20 protein-coding genes are annotated in these 21,629 nt (G+C 71.1%); 14 read left to right on the top strand and 6 right to left on the bottom strand.

Annotated elements, in window-relative coordinates; translation table 11 throughout:
• The first annotated feature begins 47 nt into the window (after positions 1 to 47).
• From pabB to holA, 5 genes are all read left to right on the top strand, one after another.
• On the top strand, positions 48 to 1,490 hold the full coding sequence (gene pabB, locus IEX31_RS01710; protein WP_188741689.1) for an aminodeoxychorismate synthase component I: 1,443 nt from the start codon (positions 48 to 50) through the stop codon (positions 1,488 to 1,490).
• Between the two features lie 95 nt (positions 1,491 to 1,585).
• Complete coding sequence (leuS, locus tag IEX31_RS01705; RefSeq protein WP_188741688.1) at positions 1,586 to 4,159, top strand: leucine--tRNA ligase; 2,574 nt, start codon at positions 1,586 to 1,588, stop codon at positions 4,157 to 4,159.
• Positions 4,160 to 4,253: 94 nt separating this feature from the next.
• Complete coding sequence (locus IEX31_RS01700; protein ID WP_188741687.1) at positions 4,254 to 4,934, top strand: ComEA family DNA-binding protein; 681 nt, start codon at positions 4,254 to 4,256, stop codon at positions 4,932 to 4,934.
• Complete coding sequence (locus IEX31_RS01695; protein ID WP_188741686.1) at positions 4,935 to 7,289, top strand: ComEC/Rec2 family competence protein; 2,355 nt, start codon at positions 4,935 to 4,937, stop codon at positions 7,287 to 7,289.
• A 24-nt stretch (positions 7,290 to 7,313) separates the two neighbouring features.
• Positions 7,314 to 8,357, top strand: a complete 1,044-nt coding sequence (gene holA, locus IEX31_RS01690; RefSeq protein ID WP_188741685.1) for a DNA polymerase III subunit delta — start codon at positions 7,314 to 7,316, stop codon at positions 8,355 to 8,357.
• 267 nt (positions 8,358 to 8,624) lie between these two features.
• Here holA and rpsT read toward each other — a convergent pair whose 3' ends face one another.
• The 4 genes from rpsT to IEX31_RS01670 form a co-directional block, all read right to left on the bottom strand.
• On the bottom strand, positions 8,625 to 8,885 hold the full coding sequence (rpsT, locus tag IEX31_RS01685) for a 30S ribosomal protein S20 (RefSeq protein WP_188741684.1): 261 nt from the start codon (positions 8,883 to 8,885) through the stop codon (positions 8,625 to 8,627).
• Positions 8,886 to 9,000: 115 nt separating this feature from the next.
• Entirely contained in the window at positions 9,001 to 9,807 is an 807-nt protein-coding gene (locus tag IEX31_RS01680; RefSeq protein ID WP_188741683.1) for an alpha/beta fold hydrolase, read from the bottom strand.
• A 3-nt stretch (positions 9,808 to 9,810) separates the two neighbouring features.
• Complete coding sequence (locus tag IEX31_RS01675) at positions 9,811 to 10,434, bottom strand: response regulator (RefSeq protein ID WP_188741682.1); 624 nt, start codon at positions 10,432 to 10,434, stop codon at positions 9,811 to 9,813.
• Entirely contained in the window at positions 10,431 to 11,654 is a 1,224-nt protein-coding gene (locus IEX31_RS01670; RefSeq protein ID WP_229662021.1) for a sensor histidine kinase, read from the bottom strand. The genes IEX31_RS01675 and IEX31_RS01670 overlap by 4 nt, the downstream gene beginning before the upstream one ends.
• 80 nt (positions 11,655 to 11,734) lie before the next feature.
• On the opposite strand from IEX31_RS01670, the gene lepA reads away from it, so the two are divergent.
• The 3 genes from lepA to hemW all read left to right on the top strand — a co-directional run bounded on the left by lepA (position 11,735) and on the right by hemW (position 15,620).
• Complete coding sequence (gene lepA / locus IEX31_RS01665; protein WP_188741681.1) at positions 11,735 to 13,591, top strand: translation elongation factor 4; 1,857 nt, start codon at positions 11,735 to 11,737, stop codon at positions 13,589 to 13,591.
• A gap of 158 nt (positions 13,592 to 13,749) precedes the next feature.
• Complete coding sequence (locus tag IEX31_RS01660; protein WP_188741680.1) at positions 13,750 to 14,382, top strand: DUF1990 domain-containing protein; 633 nt, start codon at positions 13,750 to 13,752, stop codon at positions 14,380 to 14,382.
• Positions 14,382 to 15,620 (top strand): radical SAM family heme chaperone HemW, encoded by a 1,239-nt coding sequence (gene hemW, locus IEX31_RS01655; protein ID WP_188741679.1) that lies wholly within the window; start codon positions 14,382 to 14,384, stop codon positions 15,618 to 15,620. Before IEX31_RS01660 ends, hemW begins: the two co-directional genes overlap by 1 nt.
• A 30-nt stretch (positions 15,621 to 15,650) precedes the next feature.
• Here hemW and IEX31_RS01650 read toward each other — a convergent pair whose 3' ends face one another.
• Complete coding sequence (locus IEX31_RS01650) at positions 15,651 to 16,034, bottom strand: DUF4870 domain-containing protein (protein ID WP_188741678.1); 384 nt, start codon at positions 16,032 to 16,034, stop codon at positions 15,651 to 15,653.
• 115 nt (positions 16,035 to 16,149) lie between these two features.
• Entirely contained in the window at positions 16,150 to 16,542 is a 393-nt protein-coding gene (locus IEX31_RS01645; RefSeq protein WP_188741677.1) for a DUF4870 domain-containing protein, read from the bottom strand.
• A gap of 199 nt (positions 16,543 to 16,741) precedes the next feature.
• On the opposite strand from IEX31_RS01645, the gene hrcA reads away from it, so the two are divergent.
• From hrcA to ybeY, 6 genes are all read left to right on the top strand, one after another.
• On the top strand, positions 16,742 to 17,764 hold the full coding sequence (hrcA, locus tag IEX31_RS01640) for a heat-inducible transcriptional repressor HrcA (protein ID WP_188741676.1): 1,023 nt from the start codon (positions 16,742 to 16,744) through the stop codon (positions 17,762 to 17,764).
• Between the two features lie 54 nt (positions 17,765 to 17,818).
• A complete protein-coding gene (gene dnaJ, locus IEX31_RS01635) occupies positions 17,819 to 18,919 on the top strand; it encodes a molecular chaperone DnaJ (RefSeq protein WP_188741675.1) in 1,101 nt (366 codons plus the stop codon).
• 34 nt (positions 18,920 to 18,953) lie between these two features.
• Complete coding sequence (locus IEX31_RS01630) at positions 18,954 to 19,688, top strand: 16S rRNA (uracil(1498)-N(3))-methyltransferase (protein WP_188741674.1); 735 nt, start codon at positions 18,954 to 18,956, stop codon at positions 19,686 to 19,688.
• Between the two features lie 24 nt (positions 19,689 to 19,712).
• Positions 19,713 to 20,069: a histidine triad nucleotide-binding protein gene (locus IEX31_RS01625; protein WP_188741673.1), complete on the top strand. Its 357-nt coding sequence runs from the start codon at positions 19,713 to 19,715 to the stop codon at positions 20,067 to 20,069.
• Between the two features lie 82 nt (positions 20,070 to 20,151).
• Positions 20,152 to 21,171, top strand: coding sequence for a PhoH family protein (locus IEX31_RS01620; RefSeq protein ID WP_188741815.1), 1,020 nt, complete (start codon positions 20,152 to 20,154; stop codon positions 21,169 to 21,171).
• A complete protein-coding gene (gene ybeY, locus IEX31_RS01615) occupies positions 21,168 to 21,629 on the top strand; it encodes an rRNA maturation RNase YbeY (RefSeq protein ID WP_188741672.1) in 462 nt (153 codons plus the stop codon). Before IEX31_RS01620 ends, ybeY begins: the two co-directional genes overlap by 4 nt.

The raw sequence follows: 21,629 nt of genomic DNA, 5'->3' as shown, positions 1-21,629 counted from the left end.
TGTCTGCGTGCGGCGTCCGCCCACCCCGATCGCCCTACGCTGAGAGGATGCCGCGACGCATCCACTCCCGCACGCTCCCCGCGTGGAAGGATCCCGGGTCGGTCTTCCGGGCGCGGTACGCCGAGGCCACGTACGCGGTGTGGCTCGACGGCGGGGCGGATGCCGCATCCGGCACCAGCGTCCTCGCCGCCGGTCACCCCGGCAGCGTGTTCGTCACGGCCGACGCGATGGCCGCGACGGTGACGAGTTCCACGCCGCTGGACGCTCGTGCCGCACCGGTGACGCAGGCGGCATCCGTCTTCGACGCCCTCGCAGCGGGCCTCGGCGAGGTCGCGACCGGCGAGCACGGCTCTGGCTCGGGCCCGCTCGGCTGGTTCGGTTGGTTCGGGTACGAGCTTGGCGCGTACCTCAACGACGTGCCCGCCGAGCGCGCCGAGACACCGGATGCAGCGTTCCTCTTCGTCGACCGCGCGATCATGTTCGACCACGACGCGCGCGAGGTGCGGCTCACGTGGCTCGAGGCCGACTCCGAGGCCGAGGCTGTTGCCGCAGCTGCGTGGGCCGAAGAGCTCGGGGCGGCCATTGCGGCGATCGACGAGTCGGCCGCCGGCGAGCCAGACCTGCCGGCCGCGAAGCCGCACTTCGCGCCGCCGGCCGCGCGCTGGCGGCACGATCCGCGGCACTACGCCGAGCTCATCGCCCGCTGCCAGGACGCCATCCTGCGCGGTGACGCCTACCAGCTCTGCCTCACCAACCGGGTCGATGTCGACGTACGTCCGGATCCGGCGACGACCTACCTCGCACTGCGCGCATCGAGCCCCAGTCACCACGGCGGCTACGTGCGGTTCGGCGACATCGCCCTCCTCAGTGCCTCACCCGAGCTTTTCCTGCACGTCGACACCGATCGCATCGTCTCGACGAGGCCCATGAAGGGCACTCGGCCGCGCGGCACCGACGCGGCGGTCGACGCGGCGCTGAGGCGTGAGCTCGTCGAGAGCGAGAAGGAGCGCGCCGAGAACCTCATGATCGTCGACCTCATGCGCAACGACCTCGGACGCATCGCGGAGCTCGGCAGCGTGAGCGTGCCGAGCCTCCTGGCCGTCGAGGAGTACGCGCACGTGCACCAGCTCGTCTCGACCATCGAGGCGCGGCTGCGGCATCCGCTCACCGCCCTCGATGTGGTGCAGGCCGCCTTCCCGGCGGGATCCATGACGGGCGCGCCCAAGCACAGCGCCATGACGATCCTGCACGAGCTCGAGGCGGGCCCGAGGGGCGTCTACTCGGGCGCGTTCGGGTACCTGGCGGTCGACGGCAGCGCCGACCTCGCGATGGTCATCCGCTCCATCGTGCTGACCCCTGCGGGTGCGAGCATCGGCACGGGCGGCGGCATCACGGCGCTCTCGGTCGCCGACGAGGAGATCGAGGAGACCCGCGTGAAGGCGAGGGCCCTGCTCGCCGTGCTCGGCGCGGCATCCGACCCCGCGGAGTGAGTAGGCTGGATGTCCGAGTGCGCGCCGCGATTCGGCGTGCCCGGAGCAGGCGCGGACCGAGTCCGCAGCGACACAGACACACGATTGAGAGTCACGTGGCACAGGATCAGGACCAGGCCCACGCCGAGAACGGTGCCTACGACTTCGCCGCCATCCAGGCGAAGTGGCTTCCCGTGTGGGACGAACTCCAGCCGTTCCGCGCCGGCCGCCCCGGCGAGACCAAGCCTCGCAAGTACATCCTCGACATGTTCCCGTACCCGTCGGGCGACCTGCACATGGGCCATGCCGAGGCGTTCGGCTACGGTGACACGGTCGCCAGGTACTGGCGCCACCAGGGCTTCGACGTGCTGCACCCCGTCGGGTGGGACTCCTTCGGCCTGCCCGCCGAGAACGCCGCCATCAGGCGCGGCATCGACCCGCGCGGCTGGACGTACGACAACATCGAGCAGCAGAAGCGCTCGTTCCGCACCTACGCACCCTCGTTCGACTGGTCGCGTGAGCTGCACACGAGCGACCCCGAGTACTACAAGTGGAACCAGTGGCTGTTCCTGAAGCTGTACGAGAAGGGCATCGCCTATCGCAAGGCCGGCCTCGTGAACTGGTGCCCGAACGACCAGACGGTGCTCGCGAACGAGCAGGTCATCGACGGGCACTGCGAGCGGTGCGGCTTCATCGTCACCAAGAAGGCGCTGACGCAGTGGTACTTCCGCGTCACCGACTACGCCGACCGCCTGCTCGACGACCTGAACCAGCTCGAGGGCGCTTGGCCGTCGAAGGTCATCACGATGCAGCGCAACTGGATCGGCCGCTCCGCCGGCGCCGACGTCGAATTCGAGATCGAGGGCCGCGACGAGCGCGTCAAGGTGTTCACCACGCGGCCCGACACGCTGTACGGCGCGACCTTCATGGCGGTCGCCCCCGACTCCGAGCTCGCGGCCGAGCTCGCGACCGGGGCATCCGCCGAGGTGCAGGCCCGGTTCCAGGGCTACCTCGACTCGGTGCGCGCCGAGAGCGACATCGAGCGGCTCTCGACCGAGCGCCCAAAGACGGGCGTCTTCCTCGAGCGGTACGCCATCAACCCCGCGAACGGCGAGCGACTGCCGATCTGGGCGGCCGACTACGTGCTCGCCGACTACGGTCACGGCGCGATCATGGCCGTGCCCGCGCACGACCAGCGCGACCTCGACTTCGCGCGAGCGTTCGAGTTGCCGGTGCGCGTGGTCGTCGACACGACGGCGCCCGTCACCGGGGTCCTCCCCGTGATCCAGCTCGACGACAACGGCGACCCGGTCATGCCGGACGGCGTGATGCTCGAGGACCCGGCCGCGACGGGCATCGCCCTCGCGGGCGAGGGTCGCCTCGTCAACTCGGGACCGCTCGACGGCCTCTCCAAGTCGAACGCCATCCGCCGGGTCATCGAGATGCTCGATGAACGCGGTCTCGGCCGGGCGGCGAAGAACTTCCGCCTGCGCGACTGGCTCATCTCGCGCCAGCGCTACTGGGGCACGCCCATCCCGATCATCCACTGCGTCGAGTGCGGCGAGGTGCCGGTTCCCGAGAGCGATCTGCCGGTCAGGCTTCCGGATGCCGCGGGCCTCGACCTGAAGCCGAAGGGCACGAGCCCGCTCGGCGCCGCCGAGGACTGGGTGAACGTCGCCTGCCCGAACTGCGGGAGAGCGGCGCGCCGCGACTCCGACACGATGGACACGTTCGTCGACAGCTCGTGGTACTACCTGCGTTACCTGAACCCGAACGACGACACGCAGGCATTCGATGTCGCCGAGGCCGAGAAGTGGCTGCCCGTCGACCAGTACGTCGGCGGCGTCGAGCACGCCATCCTGCACCTGCTCTACTCGCGCTTCGTCACGAAGGTGCTCTTCGACCTCGGATACCTGAGCTTCACCGAGCCGTTCACGTCCCTGCTCAACCAGGGCATGGTCATCATGGACGGCGCGAAGATGTCGAAGTCGAAGGGCAACCTGGTCGAGTTCGCGAGCGAGCTGGGCGCCCACGGTGCCGACGCGCTGCGCGTGACCCTCGCCTTCGCGGGTCCGCCCGAGGACGACATCGACTGGGCGGATGTCTCGCCCGTGGGTTCGGCGAAGTTCCTCGCGCGCGCGTGGCGCATATCGGGCGAGGTCACGTCGAGCCCCGATGTCGAGTGGAAGACAGGCGACCCGGCGCTGCGGCGCATGACGCACCGCGTGCTGGCCGACGCTCCCGCGCTCATGGAGGCGTTCAAGTTCAACGTGGTGGTCGCGCGGCTCATGGAGCTCGTGAACGCCACGCGCAAGACCATCGATTCGGGCGCCGGTCCGGCCGACGCGGCCGTGCGCGAGGCGGCCGAGGTCACGGCCATGATCCTCGACGTGTTCGCGCCGTACACCGCGGAGGACATGTGGCAGCGCCTCGGCTACGAGCCGAGTGTGGCCCTCGTGACGTGGCGCAAGGCCGACCCGGCACTTCTCGTCGAGGAATCGGTGACCGCGATCGTGCAGGTCGACGGCAGGGTGCGCGACCGGCTCGAGGTGTCGCCGAAGATCTCGTCGGACGAGCTCGAGGCGCTCGCGCGCGGGTCGGCCGGGGTCGCACGGGCGCTGGCCGATCGCGAGATCGCGAACGTGATCGTGCGCCCACCGCGCCTCGTGAACATCGCCACGCGCAGCTGACGACTCCTCCTCGACAGGGGGTCCGCGCGCCGGTGGCGCACGCGAGCCGTCGCCGCGCCCATGAGGCCGGCCGGGCGCCGGTAGCGTGCGGGTCATGCCCGCGCGCCTCGAACCCGATCCGCTCGCCGCGCTCGACCCCTCGGCGCGCCGTGCGGCGCCCCGTGTACGCATCGCGGTGGGTGCCGCGGTCGTGTTGTTCATCGTGGCCGTGGCGATCGCGGCGATGCTGTCGTTCGCCTCGAGCGGGGGCGGCGAGCAAGGCTCCATCGTGCCGCTCGATGCTGGGTCGGCCATGGGGGAAACGGGTGCAGGCGGCGACGTCGAGGTGAGCTCGGAGCCGCTCCTCGTGCATGTGCTGGGAGCGGTGGCCGAGCCGGGTCTCGTCGAGCTCGGTGCGGGCGCCCGGGTGGTCGACGCCGTCGCCGCGGCCGGCGGGTTCACCGCCGACGCAGACCCCGCGGCCGTCAACCTCGCGCGACCCGTGGTGGATGGCGAGCAGCTCGTCGTGCTTGCGATCGGCCAGGCGCCGCCGGCGGGCTCGACTGGTGGCGCCGTGCCGGGAGCCGCCGCCCCCGCAGGCGACGGGCTCGTGCACCTGAACACGGCCGACATCGCCGAGCTCGACACGCTGCCGCGCATCGGTCCGGCGCTGGCGCAACGCATCGTCGATTGGCGCGAGGCCAACGGGCCGTTCACGAGCGCCGACCAGCTGCTCGAGGTCGCGGGCATCGGCGACGCGGTGTTCTCGGGCCTCGCCGAACTCGTGGCGCCCTGAGTGGGCGACCTCAGGCTGCTCGTCCCGGCCGTCGCGGCCTGGACGACGGCGTGGCTCGTGGTCGGCGCGCCCGACGTGGGACTGGATCCCCGCGTGATCGCCGCGACGATCTGGGGTGCCGGTGCGGCGGTGCTCGCACTGCTCCTCCTTGGTCGGCGACGAGAGGACGGCGGCGTGTTGCGGCTCGCGTGGCCGTTGCTGCTGGTGGCACTCGCGGCGTCGGGGCTGGTCGCTGCGACCGCGGCGAATACGCTCGCGCAACGGGCCGCTTCGCCGCTCGTCGCGACGGCCGTGCACCACAGCACGGTCGAGGTCGTCGTCGAGGTCGTGTCCGCGCCACGCGCCATGCGGGGGCCGGTGTGGGCCGAGGCATCCGACGATCCGACACTGCGCATCGACGCGCGGCTCGTCGCCGTCGGCGGGCTGGCGGTCTCTCCCGTGGCGGTCACGACCAGCGTGCAGGTGCCCGCCGAGCACGTGCAACTGGGCGCCCGGCTCGGGTTCGACGCGCGGGTGAGCCGGCTGCCCGCCTCTGAGGAGAGCGGCTTCCGACTTCGCGCGGCCGGCGACGTGCGCGTCGTCGACGCCGCGCCGCCGTGGCTGGCATGGGCGGGCGGCCTTCGGCAGGGATTCGCCGAGGCGGCCCGCGGACTGGCCGGTGACGGGGCCGCCCTCGTGCCTGGGCTCGCCATCGGCGACACGAGCGCCGTGGGGGAGGCGCTCGGGGCTGCGATGAAGGCCAGTTCGCTGAGTCACCTCACGGCCGTGTCCGGTGCGAACTGCGCCATCGTCACGGCCGCCGCGTTTGTCGTCGCCGGGCTCTGCCGGGTGCGGAGGACGGGGCGGATCGTGGTCGCGATGCTCGCCCTCGCGGGCTTCATCGTGCTCGTCACGCCGCAGCCGAGCGTCATCCGCGCGGGCACGATGGCGGTCGTGGTGCTCGTCGCCCTCGCCGCCGGCAGGCCTGGCGGCGGCGTCGCGGCGCTCTCGGTCGCGGTCATCGTGTTGCTCGCGTTCGACCCGTGGCTCGCGCGCGACTACGGCTTCGCACTCTCGGCCGCCGCGACGGGCGGACTGCTGCTGCTCACGGCTCCGCTGGCCGCCCGGCTCTCGCGGATCATGCCCACGCCACTGGCCGGCGTGCTCGCCGTGCCGCTTGCGGCGCAGCTGGCCTGCCAGCCGATCCTCGTACTGCTGGACCCCGCGATCGCCCTCTACGGCGTGCCCGCGAACCTGCTGGCGGCCCCAGCCGCTCCGATCGGCACGGTCGTCGGCCTCCTGGGATGCCTCGCGCTGCCCCTGCTGCCGTCGGTGGGCATGGCGTTCCTCCAGGTCGCGTGGCTCCCCGCGTCGTGGATCGCGCTCGTGGCGCACGGCGCGGCCGCGCTTCCGGGCGGTCGCCTGCCCTGGTTGCCGGATGCCCCGGGCGCGCTGCTGCTCGTCGCGGGCACGGCGCTGGCGCTCTGGCTCGCGCTGTTGCCGCCGGGGCGTTCCTGGCTGCGCGGGCTGGCGGCGGCGCTGCTCGTGCTGGCAACGGCGATGCCGCTCGGGGCAGCGGCGGGCGGTCCGCTCGTGGGCGCGGCGACGCGTCCTCGCGACTGGGATGTCGCGGCGTGCGACATCGGGCAGGGCGATGCGGTGCTCGTGCGCTCGGCGGGAGCGACGGCGCTCATCGACACCGGACCCGAGCCCTTCGCGCTCGAGCGCTGCCTGACGATGCTCGGCATCGAACGTATCGACCTCCTGGTGCTCACGCACTGGGACGCCGATCACGTTGGGGGAGCGGGTGCCGTCGCGGGACGGGTCGACACGGTCATCCATGGTCCGCTCGACGGGGATCGCTCCGATCGCGTGCTCGACCCGTTGGCGCTGGGCGGCGCCGCGACGATCGAGGTCACGGCGGGCCATGGCGGCGAGCTCGGCGACGCCCGGTGGCGCGTGGTCTGGCCGAAAGCACGCGCCGTTCCCGGCAACGACGCGAGCGTCGTCCTCGACCTCGACGCGCCCGGGTACCGCGGCGTGTTCCTGGGCGACCTCGGCGAGGAAGCGCAGCTCCGGCTCCTCAGGTCGTTCGACCTGGGTCGGGTCGATCTCGTGAAGGTCGCCCACCACGGCTCGGCCGACCAGAGCGAGGCGTTGTACCGCGAGCTCGGTGCGACCGTCGGCATGATCGGCGTCGGGGCCGAGAACGGGTACGGCCACCCGACCGATCGGCTGCTCGACATCCTCACCGCGACGGGCACGACCCCGGTGCGCACCGACCGCTCGGGAACCGCGGTACTCACCGCCGACGACGCCGGAGGCTTCGGGCTCTGGACCGAGCGGGGCGGAGGCGCCGTCGGCGGTCGCGCCTAGACTTGAGCTGGAACGGGAGGTGCGGTGGCGGCACGGTCAGGCGCGACGCGAGCAGGGGCGTCGGCGCGCACGGGCGTCGCGATTCCGCAGCTGGCGTGGAACGAGGTCCGACCGGCGCCGGTCGTGCTGATTTCCGGTACCGAGGGACTCCTCGCCGAGCGAGCCGGCGGGCTGCTGCGCGACTTCCTCCGCTCCGAGGACCCGGCGCTCGAGGTCAGCGATCTCGAGGCCGACGGCTATCGTCGCGGCGAGCTGCTGACCCTCGCGAGCCCGTCGCTCTTCGGCGAACCCCGGCTCATCCGGGTCAACGCGGTCGAGCGCGCCAGCGACGACTTCCTCGTCGACGCGCTCGAGTACCTCGAGCAGACCGCCGAGTCGACGACGCTCGTGCTGCGCCACGCGGGCGGTCAGCGCGGCAAGAAGCTCCTCGACGCGATCCGCGCGGGCATCGGCGGTGGTGTCGAGATCGTCTGCGCCGAGCTCAAGAGGGACGTCGAGAAGCAGGACTTCGCTGCGGCCGAGTTCCGGGCCGCGGGCCGCAAGGTCGACCCGCGCGCCCTCAGGGCGCTCGTGGCCGCATTCGCCGACGACCTCGCCGAGCTCTCGGCGGCATGCCGACAGCTCATTGCCGACGCGCCAGACGAGATCACCGAGGCGGTGGTCGCACGGTACTATGGCGGTCGCGTCGAGACCAACGCGTTCGCTGTCGCCGACGCCGCCATCGCAGGGCGGCACGGCGACGCGCTCATCGCGCTGCGGCACGCGCTCGACAGCGGCGCCGATCCCGTGCCCATCGTCGCGGCCTTCGCCGTGAAGGTGCGCACCATGGCGAAGGTCTCCGGGGTGCGGGGCGGCGGCCCCCGGGTGGCCTCGTCGCTCGGGCTCGCGCCCTGGCAGGTCGACCGCGCCCGGCGCGACCTCGCCGGCTGGAGCGACGAGGGCCTCCGCCGCGCGATCGAGTCGCTGGCCGCGGCCGACGCCGCGGTGAAGGGCGCCGAGCGCGACCCCGTGTTCGCGCTCGAGCGGCTCGTCGGCATCATCGCCGCGCGCGGCCGCGACCTCGCCTGAGGCGCCCGCTCCGGGGCATCCGCTCGACGGTGTGCTGCACCGGCCGCGCTCGCGGTCACTCCTCGCGTCGGAGACTGCGGATATACGATCGGCAATCCCGCGGAAATGCGGAACCGACCGGCGCGCCGGATCGCATATCCGCCATATCGGACCGATGCGGCGGCCGATGCGTACCCGGGCACACGATGCGACCGAGGCATCCGGAGCCCGGCAACGACGAAGGCCCCGCACGATTCATGCGGGGCCTTCGAGCAGAACAGCGTTGTATCAGAGCGCGGCGACCTGCTTCGCGATGGCCGACTTGCGGTTCGCGGCCTGGTTCTTGTGGATCACGCCCTTCGAGGCGGCCTTGTCGAGCTTGCGCGTGGCGACGTGGAGGGCGGTCGTCGCCTTCTCCTTGTCGCCCGAGGCGATGGCCTCGCGGGTCGCGCGGATGGCGCTCTTGACCTCGCTCTTGACGGCCTTGTTGCGCTCCTGCGCCTTCAGGTTGGTGCGAATGCGCTTGATCTGCGACTTGATGTTTGCCACGTGGTGTTCTTTCGTTCGTGTGCGGGTACCGGATGTGCCGCGCGCGGTAGAGGGGCCGACGCGGCGTCTCGTGCGGGGTGGGACCCGCACGCAAGCCAACAGACAACGATACCAGCTACTCGCGAGCGGCACCAACGCGGCGCCGGCGTCGATGACGGGAGGCCCGGAGATCGAGTTCGGCCACCGCGCCGAGGATCGCGGCGGTGAACTCGTCGGGACGCGCCAGGCTCACGAGGTGCGTCGCCCCGGGCACCACGACGAGCCGAGCGTCGCGTGCCGCACGGAGCATGCGCCGCTCCTCGATGCGGAAGTGGTCGAACTGCCCGTTCACGAACCACACGGGCACCTCGATGCGTCGAAGCGCCGCCTCGGGGTCGAGCTCGCCGACCACGCCGAGCGCGGGCGACATGACCTCGAGAGCGACGCCGCCGCCGAGCACGTCGGCCACGGCCCCGGGGGAGAGGAAGAGGTGCGCCATCAGGTCGTTCATGCCCCGTCCGCGATCGGGCAGCCGGCCGATGAGCTCGGCGAGACGACGGTAGCCCGCGAGGCCCGGCCCCCTCGGTCGGGTTCCGCAGGAGGCAGCCACGAGCCCGTCGATGCGGCCCGGATGCGTCGCCGCGTACTCGATCGCGAGGTACCCGCCGAGGCTCAGCCCCACGAGGAGCCGCGGGGTGCGATTCCAGTCGTCACCCCGTTCGATCGTCGACCCCGGTTCGCCCGCCCGTCCCGACCCGACCGCCTCGTCGATGACGCGCATGGCGTCGTCGAGACCGAACGGCTCGTCCATTCGGGCCCCGTGCCCCGGCAGGTCGACGGCGACGGCCTCGATGTCGTGGCGGGCGAGCACGGCGAGCTGCCGCCGCCACATCGAGGCGGAGGTGCGTATCCCGTGCACGAGCACGACGCGGGCGCGTGGCATCCGTCAGCCCGTCCTGATCGCGCCGAGCTCGCGGGCCCGCGCCACGGCGGCCGTGCGCGAGCCGACGCCGAGCTTGGCGAAGATGTGCACGAGGTGCGACTTCACGGTCGCCTCGCTGAGGAACAGCGCGCGGCCGATGTCCCGGTTCGACCTGCCCTCGGCGACGAGCGAGAGCACCTCGGCCTCGCGCACCGTGAGTCGCTCGCCGCCCGCGCGCGAGCCGTCGAGCCGTGAGGACACCGCGGGCGCGAGGGCGGACTCGCCGACGGCCGCAGCGTGCACGGCCGCGACGAGCTCGGCGGGCGGCGCATCCTTCAGGAGGTACCCGCTGGCACCCGCCTCGATGGCGCCCAGGATGTCGGCGTCGGTGTCGTAGTTGGTCAGCACGAGCACGCGCGGCGCGCCGTCGTGCGAGCGGATGCGGCGCGTCGCCTCCGCGCCCTGCAGCGCGCCCGGGAACTGCAGGTCCATGAGCACGAGGTCGACACCCGATGTCTCGGCCAGGCGCACCGCGTCCTCCGCCGTCGCGGCCTCGGCCGCGACCTCCAGATCGGATTCCGATTCGAGGAGCGCTCGGATTCCCGCCCGCACCACCGGATGGTCGTCGCTGAGCAGCAAGCGGATCATGGCGCCACCACCGGGATGCGCACCGAGACCGCGGTGCCCTCGCCGGGCGCGGACTCGACCGCGATCGTGCCGCCCTGCCGTTCGGTGCGCTGCCGCATCGCCCTGAGGCCGAACCTGACGCCGTCGGCCTCGTCACGCTGCGCGGCGGCGGCGTCGAAGCCCACGCCGTCGTCGACGATGTCGAGGGCGATCTCGTCACCGAGGTAGCTGAGCGTCAGCTCGGCGCGGGTGGCATCCGAATGCCGCAGCACGTTCGCGAGGGCACCCTGCGCGATGCGCAGGAGCGAGGCGTCGGCCGCCATCGGCAGCACCATGGGCGTACCGCTCGTGCGGAACGTCACGCGCGTCCGCGCGCCGGACTGCTCGGCCTGCTCGTTCACGGCATCGGCGAGCCGGCGGAGCGCCGCGGGCAACGTCTGCTCGTCGAGCGACGGGGGCGTGAGCTCCCGGATGAAACGGCGGGTCTCGCCGAGGTTGTCGGCCGCCGTCACGCGGGCGAGGCGCAGCTTCTCCCGGGTGCGCTCGTCGTCGATGTCGCGCTCGGCGGCATGCAGCAGCATCTGGATGCTCGAGAGGCCCTGCGCGACCGTGTCGTGGATCTCGCGGGCGAGGCGCTCGCGCTCGGCGAGCGTTCCGGCCTCGCGGCTCGCCGCGGCGAGCTCCTCGCGCGTGGCCAGCAGGTCGAGGATGAGCGCCTGGCGGTCGCGGGTCTCCTGCGACATGGCGCGGTAGCCGAGCCCGATAACGATGGCGACGCCCGAGCTGATGAGCGGCCCCAGGATCGACCCGACCTCGAAGCCCAGGTGCGAGGCGCTGCCCCACACCGACAGGCCGAAGGTGATGACCACGAGCGGCACCGCGATGGGTGCCGCGAGCACGTGCAGCTCGAGGAAGAACAGGGGGAACGCGAGGTACGCGGCATCCGGCGTGAGGGCGGACAGCGCGACCCACAGACCGAGCAGGGCGATGAGCCACGCCACCTGCGCCCAGGCCGGCAGGTGGCGGTGCGCGGCCGCGACGCCCGTGCCGTACCACGCGAGGAACGCGACCGCGAGGATCATGACCGGCACCTCGGTCGGCGCATCCGCGAGCAGCGCGCGCACGACGACGAAGAGGGTGAGGCCGACCACGAGCACGTGCAGGCCGAATCGGAGCGTGAGGAAGACCGGGCGCAGGGCCGAGGGCGCCACGCGTGCGTCGGTGGCCTCGATCGCGGTCATGGTGCTGTCAGCGTAACCGCGGGGCCTGCGCCGAGCCATCCGTCGAAAGTCGGTTCGCAAGTCATGGGAGAATCGTCAGGATGTCCCCACGAGCCGCTGACCCTCCGGTGCCCGCCGCCACCGACCCCGCGCTGATCCGGAACTTCTGCATCATCGCGCATATCGACCACGGCAAGTCCACCCTCGCCGACCGCATGCTCGGGATCACCGGCGTGGTGAGCGACCGCGACATGCGCGCGCAGTACCTCGACCGCATGGACATCGAGCGCGAGCGCGGCATCACCATCAAGAGCCAGGCCGTGCGCATGCCCTGGCAGGTCGGCGACACGTCGTACGCCCTCAACATGATCGACACCCCCGGCCACGTCGACTTCAGCTACGAGGTCTCGCGCTCGCTCGCGGCGTGCGAGGGCGCGATCCTGCTGGTGGATGCCGCGCAGGGCATCGAGGCGCAGACGCTCGCGAACCTGTACCTGGCGCTCGAGAACGACCTCGAGATCATCCCGGTGCTGAACAAGATCGACCTGCCGGCCGCCGAGCCCGAGAAGTACGCGAAGGAGCTCGCAGACCTCATCGGCGGTTCGCCCGACGAGGTCCTGCGCGTGTCGGGCAAGACGGGCGTGGGCGTCGAGGAGCTCCTCGATCGTGTCGTCGAGCGCATCCCCGCTCCGGTGGGCGACCCGGATGCCCCGGCGCGGGCCATGATCTTCGACTCCGTGTACGACAGCTACCGCGGGGTCGTCACGTACGTGCGCATGGTCGACGGCAAGCTGAACCCGCGCGAGCGGATCCAGATGATGTCGACGAGGGCGACGCACGAGATCCTCGAGATCGGCGTGAGCGCACCCGAGCCCACGCCCACCAAGGGCCTCGGCGTGGGCGAGGTCGGCTATCTCATCACGGGCGTGAAGGACGTGCGCCAGTCGAAGGTCGGCGACACCATCACGACCGCGTCGAAGCCGGCCACCGAGGCGCTGGCGGGCTACACCGAGCCGCTGCCCATGGTGTTCTCGGGCCTGTACCCGATCGACGGCAGCGACTACCCCGAGCTGCGCGAGGCGCTCGACAAGCTGAAGCTCTCGGATGCCGCGCTCGTCTACGAGCCCGAGACCTCGGTCGCGCTCGGCTTCGGGTTCCGCTGCGGGTTCCTCGGCCTCCTGCACCTCGAGATCGTCACCGAGCGCCTGCGGCGCGAGTTCGACCTCGACATCATCGCGACGGCGCCGAGCGTGGTCTACGAGGTCACCACCGAAGACAAGAAGACCGTCACCGTCACGAACCCGAGCGAGTTCCCGACCGGCGCGAAGATCGCCGAGGTGCGTGAGCCGATCGTGCGGGCCGCGATCCTCGCTCCGAAGGACTACGTGGGCACCATCATGGAGCTCTGCCAGTCGCGTCGCGGCACGCTGCTCGGCATGGAGTACCTCGGCGAAGACCGGGTGGAGATCCGCTACGCGATGCCGCTCGGCGAGATCGTGTTCGACTTCTTCGACAACCTGAAGTCGAAGACCGCCGGCTACGCCTCGCTCGACTACGAACCCGCGGGCGAGCAGGCCGCCGACCTCGTGAAGGTCGACATCCTGCTGCAGGGCGAACAGGTCGACGCGTTCAGCGCCATCGTGCACCGCGACAAGGCCTACGCCTACGGCGTGCTCATGACGGGGCGCCTGCGCGAACTCATCCCGCGTCAGCAGTTCGAGGTGCCCATCCAGGCCGCGATCGGCGCCCGCATCATCGCGCGCGAGTCGATCCGGGCCATGCGCAAGGACGTTCTGGCCAAGTGCTACGGCGGCGACATCACCCGCAAGCGCAAGCTCCTCGAGAAGCAGAAGGAGGGCAAGAAGCGCATGAAGATGGTGGGCCGCGTCGAGGTGCCCCAGGAGGCGTTCATCGCCGCGCTCTCGGGCGAGACCGAGAAGAAGGACGCCAAGAAGTAGTCACCGTACGGGTGCCCTTCCCGAAACAGGAGTCAGCGGCGGAAGCAGGTCGCGTGCGCATGTTCTGGCGGCCGGAGCGCCGCCGACGCCTGTGTGCCGCCGAGGCGCACGCTCGCTGTTCCGAGGAGCCGGTCAGGCGACATCCGTAGAATGAACGGATGACCCGACGCAGCACGTTCACCGACCAGTCGGTCACGTACGGCGCTATCGGCGCGACGCTCGACCCCGACCTGTTGCGCTACCCGCCCACCGGATTCCGGCCCGCCGAGGACTCCGTGCGTCTCGGCTCGGGCGCCGACCGCTTCGCGCGTTCCGCCGAGGCGCTCATGACCTGGGGCATCCAGAAGGGTGCGGGCTTCGAGGTGACGGATGTCTCGGCCGGCACGGGCGCGCAGTACCCGGGCATCGTCTACGACGCCAACGGCACCCCGCTCGCCGAGCAGCCGGCGCTCCGCCAGGAGGACCGGTTCGGACCCGACGGCACGCCGTACATCGCGGCCGGCATGACGGCGACGCTGGTGCGTCGCGGCCGCATCCGCCGGCACCGCACGCCCGTGCTCGTCGTCTACGTGATCGACGAGCCGAAGCGGGTGGGCTTGGCGTACGGCACCACCGGCGGGGGGCCTGAGAGCGGCGAGGAGTCGTTCATCCTCGAGCACCGCGACGACGACGGCGTGTGGCTCACGATCCGCTCGATATTCGACACGCGCGGCCTCGCGCCGGCCCAGCGTCGAAAACGCCGCGAGCTCACGCGCATCGAGCTCCGGGCGCTGCATCCCGCCTACGCCTGATGGCGTCGGCCCTCCCGCTCGGCGAGCCCGCCCCCCTCGATGGGCTGCTGCCGCCGTCGGCGGCCGACGGTGCGCATGGTCGCGCGTTCGGGGTGTACGTTCACGTGCCGTTCTGCCGGGTCCGCTGCGGCTACTGCGACTTCAACACGTACACCGCGAGCGAGTTGCGGGGTGCCCGGCAGGTCGACTACGCCGACCACGCCATCGGCGAGATCCGGATGTCGCGGCGAGTGCTCGAGGCATCGGAGGTGATTCAGCGCCCGGCCGAGACGGTGTTCTTCGGCGGGGGCACGCCCACCCTGCTGCCCGCAGCCGACCTCGTGCGCATGCTCGATGCCGTGCGCTCCGAGTTCGGCCTCACAGCCGGCGCCGAGGTGACGACCGAGGCGAACCCCGACTCGGTTGGGCCCGACGACCTCGCCAGGCTCGCCGAGGGTGGATTCACGCGCGTGTCGTTCGGCATGCAGTCCGCGGTGCCGCATGTGCTCGCGGCGCTTGACCGTACGCACGATCCCGCGCGTGTGCCCCTCGTCGTGCGCTGGGCCCGGGATGCCGGTCTGGACGTGAGCCTCGACCTCATCTACGGCACGCCGGGGGAGTCGCTCGGCGACTGGAGGAGGAGCGTCGAGGCCGCGATCGCCGAACGCCCCGACCACCTGAGCGCCTACGCACTCATCGTCGAGGACGGCACGAAGCTCGCGCGGCAGATCCGCCGAGGCGAGCTCGCCGAACCCTCCGACGACCTAGAGGCCGATATGTACGAACTGGCCGACGAGCTGCTCGGCGCGGCGGGATACGAGTGGTACGAGGTGAGCAACTGGGCCACTGCGGCCGGGCACCGCTCACGCCACAACCTCGGCTACTGGCGCGGCGACGACTGGTGGGGTGTGGGGCCGGGCGCGCACAGCCACGTCGGCGGGGTGCGGTGGTGGAATGCCAAGCACCCGGCCGCGTACGCCGACCGGGTGACCGCCGGCCACTCGCCGGCGGTCGGCCGCGAGGTGCTCGACGCCTCGACGCGTGAGACCGAGCGGGTGCTGCTCGCCACGCGCCTTCGCGACGGCCTCAGCGTGGCGTCGCTGGGGTCCGGCGGGCGGCGGGTCGTCGCGGGCCTCATCGCCGACGACCTCGTGGACGCGAGAGCCGCCCTCGCCGGTGCGCTGATGCTCACCAACCGAGGGCGGCTGTTCGCGGACACCGTGGTCAGGCGCCTGCTCGAGGATTCGGTGGTCGAATGACGTCCGGCGAAGCCGGACGCGTACCGAGACCTAGCTCACGAACTTGATCGAGAGCGGGTACGTGTAGGGCTGGCCCTGGTTGGCCTTCACCGCAGCCATGATGCTGAAGATGATCACGATGACCCACACCGCGATCAGGATGAAGATGCCGATGATCACGAAAGTCAGGATCGACCCGACCACGTAGGCGATCGTCATGGTGATCTGGAAGTTCAGCGCGGTGGCGGTGTGCGCTCGCACGAACGGGCCCTTTTCCTTCAGGATCAGGTAGCCGATGAGCGCCGGTATGAAGCCGAAGAAGATGCCGCCGATGTGGATCAGGGTCGCCCACAGCTTCTCGTCGTTCGGACTGAGCGCGGGGCTCTGCTCGTAGGGGCTCTGGGGCGGCGGGGGCGGCGTGGGGGTGTCGGACATCAGATCTCCTCGTTCGGGCTCGTCCTCGTGGCGAGACTCATTCGGTTCATGCTGGCACAGCAACGCCCGCCGCGGGAGTAGGACGCCCCAGCGGCGGGGGAAACCTGCGCGCGGATCACTTGATGAGGCGGATGGCGAACGGGTAGCGGTAGTGCGCGCCGTCCTTCGCCTTGAGGAAGGCGATGATCGAGAAGACCACGCCGAGGATCCAGACGACCCACGAGAGGATCGCGCCGATGAAGACGACGATGAGGATCGCCGAGATGACGTAGCCGAAGAGCAGCGTGATCTGGAAGTTCAGCGCCTCCTTGCCCTCGGTGTTCGTGAACGAGCCGCGGTCCTTGAGCACGAGCCAGATGATCAGCGCCGGCAGGAACCCGAGGATGCCGCCGAGGTGGGCGAACGAGCCCCACTGGATGTCCTGCTCGGGCGAGAGGGGGGCTGCCGCCACCGGCTGGGGCGGAGTCGCGGCGTTCGGATCGGAGGATGGGACGTTGGGGTCGGTCATGGCATGCCTTTCAGGGGGTTCACGGTTGAGCCGCGAGGGCGCGAGGGGGGATGATCGCTGCCGGGACGGCGGAGTACCCATACGGTATCGTCGCGCGACGAGCGCTGGCAACGGGTTCTTTCCCGGGTCGCCGCGCAGGATGTGGCGATAGTATTAGCACTCAGATACACGGAGTGCTAAAGGAGTGGAAGCGAGGACCATGGTCTCCGAACGCAGTCTCGCCGTGCTCCGCGCGATCGTGCAGGATTACGTGGCGTCACGGGAGCCCGTGGGTTCCAAGACGATCGTCGAGCGGCACGCCTTCGGCGTGTCCGCCGCCACCATCCGCAACGACATGGCGCTCCTAGAGGAGGAGGAGCTCATCGCGGCTCCGCACACTTCCTCCGGCCGCATCCCGACCGACAAGGGCTACCGGATCTTCGTCGACCAGCTCACCGAGATCCGCCCCATGAGCCAGGCGCAACGCCAGGCCATCGAGACGTTCCTCGGCGAGTCGAGCGATCTCGATGAGCTGCTCGCGCGCACCGTTAGGCTCGTGTCGCAGCTCACCAAGCAGCTGGCCGTCCTGCAGTATCCGAGCTTCGCGAGCGCCCGGGTACGGCACGTCGAGCTCGTCTCGATCGCGCCCACCCGGGTGCTGTGCATCCTGATCGCCGACTCCGGGCAGGTCGAGCAGCGCCTCGCCGAGGTGGAGCACCCGGTCGACGACGAGACCCTCGCCGGTCTCAGGCTTCGCCTCAACGAGCTCGCCGGCGGCCGCACGATGGCGGATGCCGCCGAGGCGCTCTCGGGTGAGCTCGACAGCGTCGACCGACGCCACGCCCAGGTGCTGCACACGCTCGCCGCGACGCTTGCCGACCAGGCGCGCGCGCAGCGCCCCGACCGGCTGGTCGTCGCCGGTGCGGCGAACCTCGTCGCCACCGAGCAGGACTTCCCCGGTTCGATCCTCGGCGTCATCGAGGCGATCGAGGAGCAGGTCGTGCTGCTCCGCCTCTTCGGCGAGATGGCCACCGACGAGCATGCCGTGGTGGTGCGCATCGGGCGGGAGAACGCCCCGTTCGGCCTCGGCGAGACCTCCGTGGTCTCGAGCGCCTTCGAGATACCGGGCCGCGATGTGTCGCGCCTCGGCATCGTGGGCCCCACCCGCATGGACTACTCCACCAGCATGGCGGCCGTACGCGCCGTCGCCCGCTATCTCTCCCGCACGCTCGGCGAGAGCTGATCCGACGCCCGTCGTTCCGACCGGCATCCGGCAATCGAAAGGACAAGCCCCTCCGTGGCCGACCACTACCAGGTCCTCGGCGTCTCGCGCGACGCCACCCCCGACGAGATCAAGAAGGCGTACCGTCGCCTCGCCCGCGAGCTCCACCCCGACGTCAACCCGGGCGCCGAGGCATCCGAGCGCTTCAAGCAGGTCACGCACGCGTACGACGTGCTCTCCGACCCGAAGCAGCGGCAGCAGTACGACCTGGGCGGCGGCCAGGGCGGATTCGGCGGACAGGGCTTCGGCGGCTTCGGCGACATCTTCGAGACGTTCTTCGGCGCCGGCCAGGCCAGCCGCGGCCCCAGGTCGCGTCGCGAGCGCGGTCAGGACGCGCTCATCCGCGTCGAGGTCGGCCTCGACGAGGTGATCTTCGGTACGCACCGCGACATCGACGTCGACACGGCCGTCGTGTGCGAGACGTGCCACGGCTCGTGCTGCCAGCCGGGCACGTCGCCCGTCACGTGCGACATCTGCGGCGGCACCGGTTCGATCCAGCGTGCGGTGCGCTCGCTGCTCGGCAACGTCATGACGTCGAGCCCCTGCGGCACCTGCCGGGGCTACGGCACGATCATCGCGACGCCCTGCGTCACCTGCCAGGGCCAGGGCCGGGTGCGTGCGCGGCGCACCGTGCCGGTCGATGTCCCCGCCGGCGTCGACACGGGCGTGCGGCTGCAGATGCCGGGGTCGGGCGAGGCCGGTCCGGCGGGCGGCCCCAACGGCGACCTCTACCTCGAGATCAAGGTGCGCAACCACGAGGTCTTCAGCCGCAACGGCGACGACCTGCTCTGCACGCTCGAGGTCGCCATGACCGATGCGATCCTCGGCACCACCACCACGGTCGCGGCGCTCGACGGCGACGTCGACGTCGAACTCCGGCCGGGCCTGCAGAGCGGCGAGATCCTCACGGTCAACGACCGCGGGGTCACGAGGCTCCGCGGCGCCGGCCGCGGCGACCTGAAGATCGGCGTGCAGGTCGTGACGCCGACGAAGCTCTCGTCGAAGGAGCGCGTTCTCATCCAGCAGTTCGCGTCGTCGAAGAAGCCGACGGCGCCGCAGCTGAGCCACTTCCAGCAGGGCCTGTTCGCGAGACTGCGCGACCGCTTCCTGGGCTGAGCGTTCACATGCTCAGGAACCAGCGGATGCCGCGATGAGCCACCTGTATCTCGACGAGTCGCTCGATCTCGCCCGCGTCGCCCCCGGGGACCACGTCGAGCTGACCGGCGACGAGGCGAGGCACGCCGTCACCGTCGCGCGGGTGCGCCCCGGGGAGCGGATCGCGATCGGCGATGGCCGCGGCATCTTGGTGCACGGCGTCGTCACGTCGACCGGGGCGCGCGCACTCGTGCTCGAGGCGGCCGAGATCGTCCGCGAGAAGGCGCCCGCGACGCGCATCACGCTCGTGCAGGCCCTCGCGAAGGGCGACCGCGACGAGCTCGCCGTGCAAGCGGCGACCGAGCTCGGCGTCGACGCCGTCGTGCCGTGGGCCGCTACGCGGTCGATGTCCAGGTGGGAGGGACCGAAGGCCGAGAAGGGCCGGCAGCGCTGGGCCGCCATCGTGCGCGAGGCCGTCAAGCAGTCTCTCCGCTCCCGGCTGCCGGAGGTGGCGCCGGTCGCCACGACCGCCGAGCTGCCCGACCGGCTCGCCGGCGCGCGCATCCTGCTGCTCGAACCCACGGCCGCGACGGCGCTCACCGTCGTCCGGCCCGACGGCCGCGATCTCGCGTTCGTCGTGGGTCCCGAGGGCGGCATCGCGCCGGGCGAACTGGACCGCCTGATCGCGGCCGGGGCCGAACCCGTGCGGCTCGGGGCATCCGTGCTGCGCACCTCCACGGCGGGGCCTGCCGCGATCGCGGTGCTGAGCGTCGCGCTCGGGCGGTGGTGAGGCATCCGTCGCTACGATGGGAGCATGACCACCAGTGCTGAGTCGACCCTCTTCGAACGCATCGCCGCGCGCGAACTTCCCGCGCGCATCGTCGCCGAGACCGACCGGGTGATCGCGTTCCACGACATCGCGCCAAAGGCGCCGGTGCACGTCATCGTCGCGCCGAAGGCCGGTGACTACCGCGACGTGGTCGAACTCGCGTCGGGCGACCCAGCGCTGCTCGCCGAGCTCGTCGAGATGGCGAAGCGCGTCGCCGACGACCTCGCCGACGGCGACTTCCGCCTCGTCTTCAACACCGGCCCGGGCGGGGGCCAGACCGTGTTCCACGTGCACGCCCACGTCCTCGCGGGCGGCCTCGAGGAGGCATCGCTTGCCGGCTGATCCGCGGGGTCCAGAGGCCGATGCCACGGTGCCGCGGCCCTTACGCGATGACGAGGAACGGCTCCGAATCGACGGCATCGCCATGGTGCGGCTCCTCGGACCGCAGGACCGACTGCTCTCGTCGATCCAGCGCGAATTCCCCGGCGTCGAGGTGCACGTGCGCGGCAACGAGATCGCCATCCGCGGCGAGACCGACGAGCGCCTGCGCGTGCGCCGCCTCATCGAAGAACTCCTGGAGCTCGTGCGCAATGGCCAGGACCCGACACCAACCGAAGTGAGGAGCTCCGCCCGGATGCTCGAAGCCGATCCCAACGCCAAGCCGAGCGAGATGCTCGGACAGGTCATCGTCTCCGCCCGCGGCAAGACGATCCGGCCGAAGACCGAGGGCCAGCGGCAGTACGTCGACGCCATCGACGAGAACACCATCGTCTTCGGCATCGGCCCCGCCGGAACGGGGAAGACCTATCTCGCCATGGCGAAGGCCGTGCAGGCGCTGCAGCGCAAGGAGGTCAATCGGATCATCCTCACCCGGCCAGCCGTGGAGGCGGGGGAGCGGCTCGGATTCCTCCCCGGCACGCTCACGGAGAAGATCGATCCGTACCTGCGCCCGCTCTACGACGCCCTCAACGAGATGATGGACCCCGAGCTGGTGCCGAAGCTCCTCGCATCGGGCACCGTCGAGGTCGCACCGCTCGCCTACATGCGCGGCCGCACGCTCAACGACTCGTTCGTCGTGCTCGACGAGGCCCAGAACACCACGCCCGAGCAGATGAAGATGTTCCTCACGCGACTCGGGTTCAGTTCGAAGATGGTCGTGACCGGCGACATCACGCAGGTCGACCTGCCGGGCGGCTCGAGCGGACTGCGCATCGTCACCCGCATCCTCGAGGACATCGACGACATCCACTTCTCGCGGCTCACGAGCGACGACGTGGTGCGCCATACGCTCGTCAGCCGCATCGTCGACGCGTACACCGAGTTCGACCAGCGATCGCAGGCGCAGCGTTTCGAGCGCGAGCAGGCGCGCGAGTTCGCCAATCGCGCCGAGCGCCGCGGCAACGCTCCTCGTGACCACCTGCCCCGGAAGGGCGGCAAGGCGTGAGCATCGAGGTCAACAACGAGTCCGGCATCCAGGTCGACGAGGCCGCTCTGCAGCGACTCGCGGTCTACGTGCTCGACGCCATGCACGTGCACCCCGATGCCGAGCTCGCGATCGTGCTCGTCGACGAGGGCGCCATGGAACAGCTGCACGTGCAGTGGATGGATGAGCCCGGGCCGACCGACGTGCTGAGCTTCCCCATGGACGAGCTGCGCCCCGGCACCGAGGAGCAGCCCACGCCGCCGGGCCTCCTCGGCGACGTGGTGCTGTGCCCGCAGGTCGCCGAGGCGCAGGCGAAGACGGCGGGGCATCCGCTCTCCGACGAGCTGACCCTGCTCACGACGCACGGCATCCTGCACCTGCTCGGATTCGACCACGCCGAGCCGGCCGAGGAGAAGGAGATGTTCGGCATCCAGCGCGACCTCCTCGTGGGCTTCACGATGCAGGAGCGACGCCGCTGA

Origin of the sequence: Agromyces bauzanensis (assembly GCF_014645655.1) — a bacterium.
In the GTDB taxonomy this organism is placed as follows: domain Bacteria; phylum Actinomycetota; class Actinomycetes; order Actinomycetales; family Microbacteriaceae; genus Agromyces; species Agromyces bauzanensis.
This window is presented reverse-complemented; position numbering and strand designations above follow the sequence as displayed.

What these genes read in the sequence shown, in the direction of transcription:
- pabB (WP_188741689.1), top strand. Translation starts at nt 48, where the DNA reads ATGCCGCGACGCATCCACTCCCGCACGCTCCCCGCGTGGAAGGATCCC.
- IEX31_RS01650 (WP_188741678.1), bottom strand. Translation starts at nt 16,034, where the DNA reads ATGTCCGACACCCCCACGCCGCCCCCGCCGCCCCAGAGCCCCTACGAG.
- lepA (WP_188741681.1), top strand. Translation starts at nt 11,735, where the DNA reads ATGTCCCCACGAGCCGCTGACCCTCCGGTGCCCGCCGCCACCGACCCC.
- IEX31_RS01680 (WP_188741683.1), bottom strand. Translation starts at nt 9,807, where the DNA reads ATGCCACGCGCCCGCGTCGTGCTCGTGCACGGGATACGCACCTCCGCC.
- hemW (WP_188741679.1), top strand. Translation starts at nt 14,382, where the DNA reads ATGGCGTCGGCCCTCCCGCTCGGCGAGCCCGCCCCCCTCGATGGGCTG.
- IEX31_RS01675 (WP_188741682.1), bottom strand. Translation starts at nt 10,434, where the DNA reads ATGATCCGCTTGCTGCTCAGCGACGACCATCCGGTGGTGCGGGCGGGA.
- IEX31_RS01625 (WP_188741673.1), top strand. Translation starts at nt 19,713, where the DNA reads ATGACCACCAGTGCTGAGTCGACCCTCTTCGAACGCATCGCCGCGCGC.
- IEX31_RS01700 (WP_188741687.1), top strand. Translation starts at nt 4,254, where the DNA reads ATGCCCGCGCGCCTCGAACCCGATCCGCTCGCCGCGCTCGACCCCTCG.
- IEX31_RS01660 (WP_188741680.1), top strand. Translation starts at nt 13,750, where the DNA reads ATGACCCGACGCAGCACGTTCACCGACCAGTCGGTCACGTACGGCGCT.
- IEX31_RS01630 (WP_188741674.1), top strand. Translation starts at nt 18,954, where the DNA reads ATGAGCCACCTGTATCTCGACGAGTCGCTCGATCTCGCCCGCGTCGCC.
- hrcA (WP_188741676.1), top strand. Translation starts at nt 16,742, where the DNA reads ATGGTCTCCGAACGCAGTCTCGCCGTGCTCCGCGCGATCGTGCAGGAT.
- IEX31_RS01645 (WP_188741677.1), bottom strand. Translation starts at nt 16,542, where the DNA reads ATGACCGACCCCAACGTCCCATCCTCCGATCCGAACGCCGCGACTCCG.
- IEX31_RS01670 (WP_229662021.1), bottom strand. Translation starts at nt 11,654, where the DNA reads ATGACCGCGATCGAGGCCACCGACGCACGCGTGGCGCCCTCGGCCCTG.
- IEX31_RS01620 (WP_188741815.1), top strand. Translation starts at nt 20,152, where the DNA reads ATGGTGCGGCTCCTCGGACCGCAGGACCGACTGCTCTCGTCGATCCAG.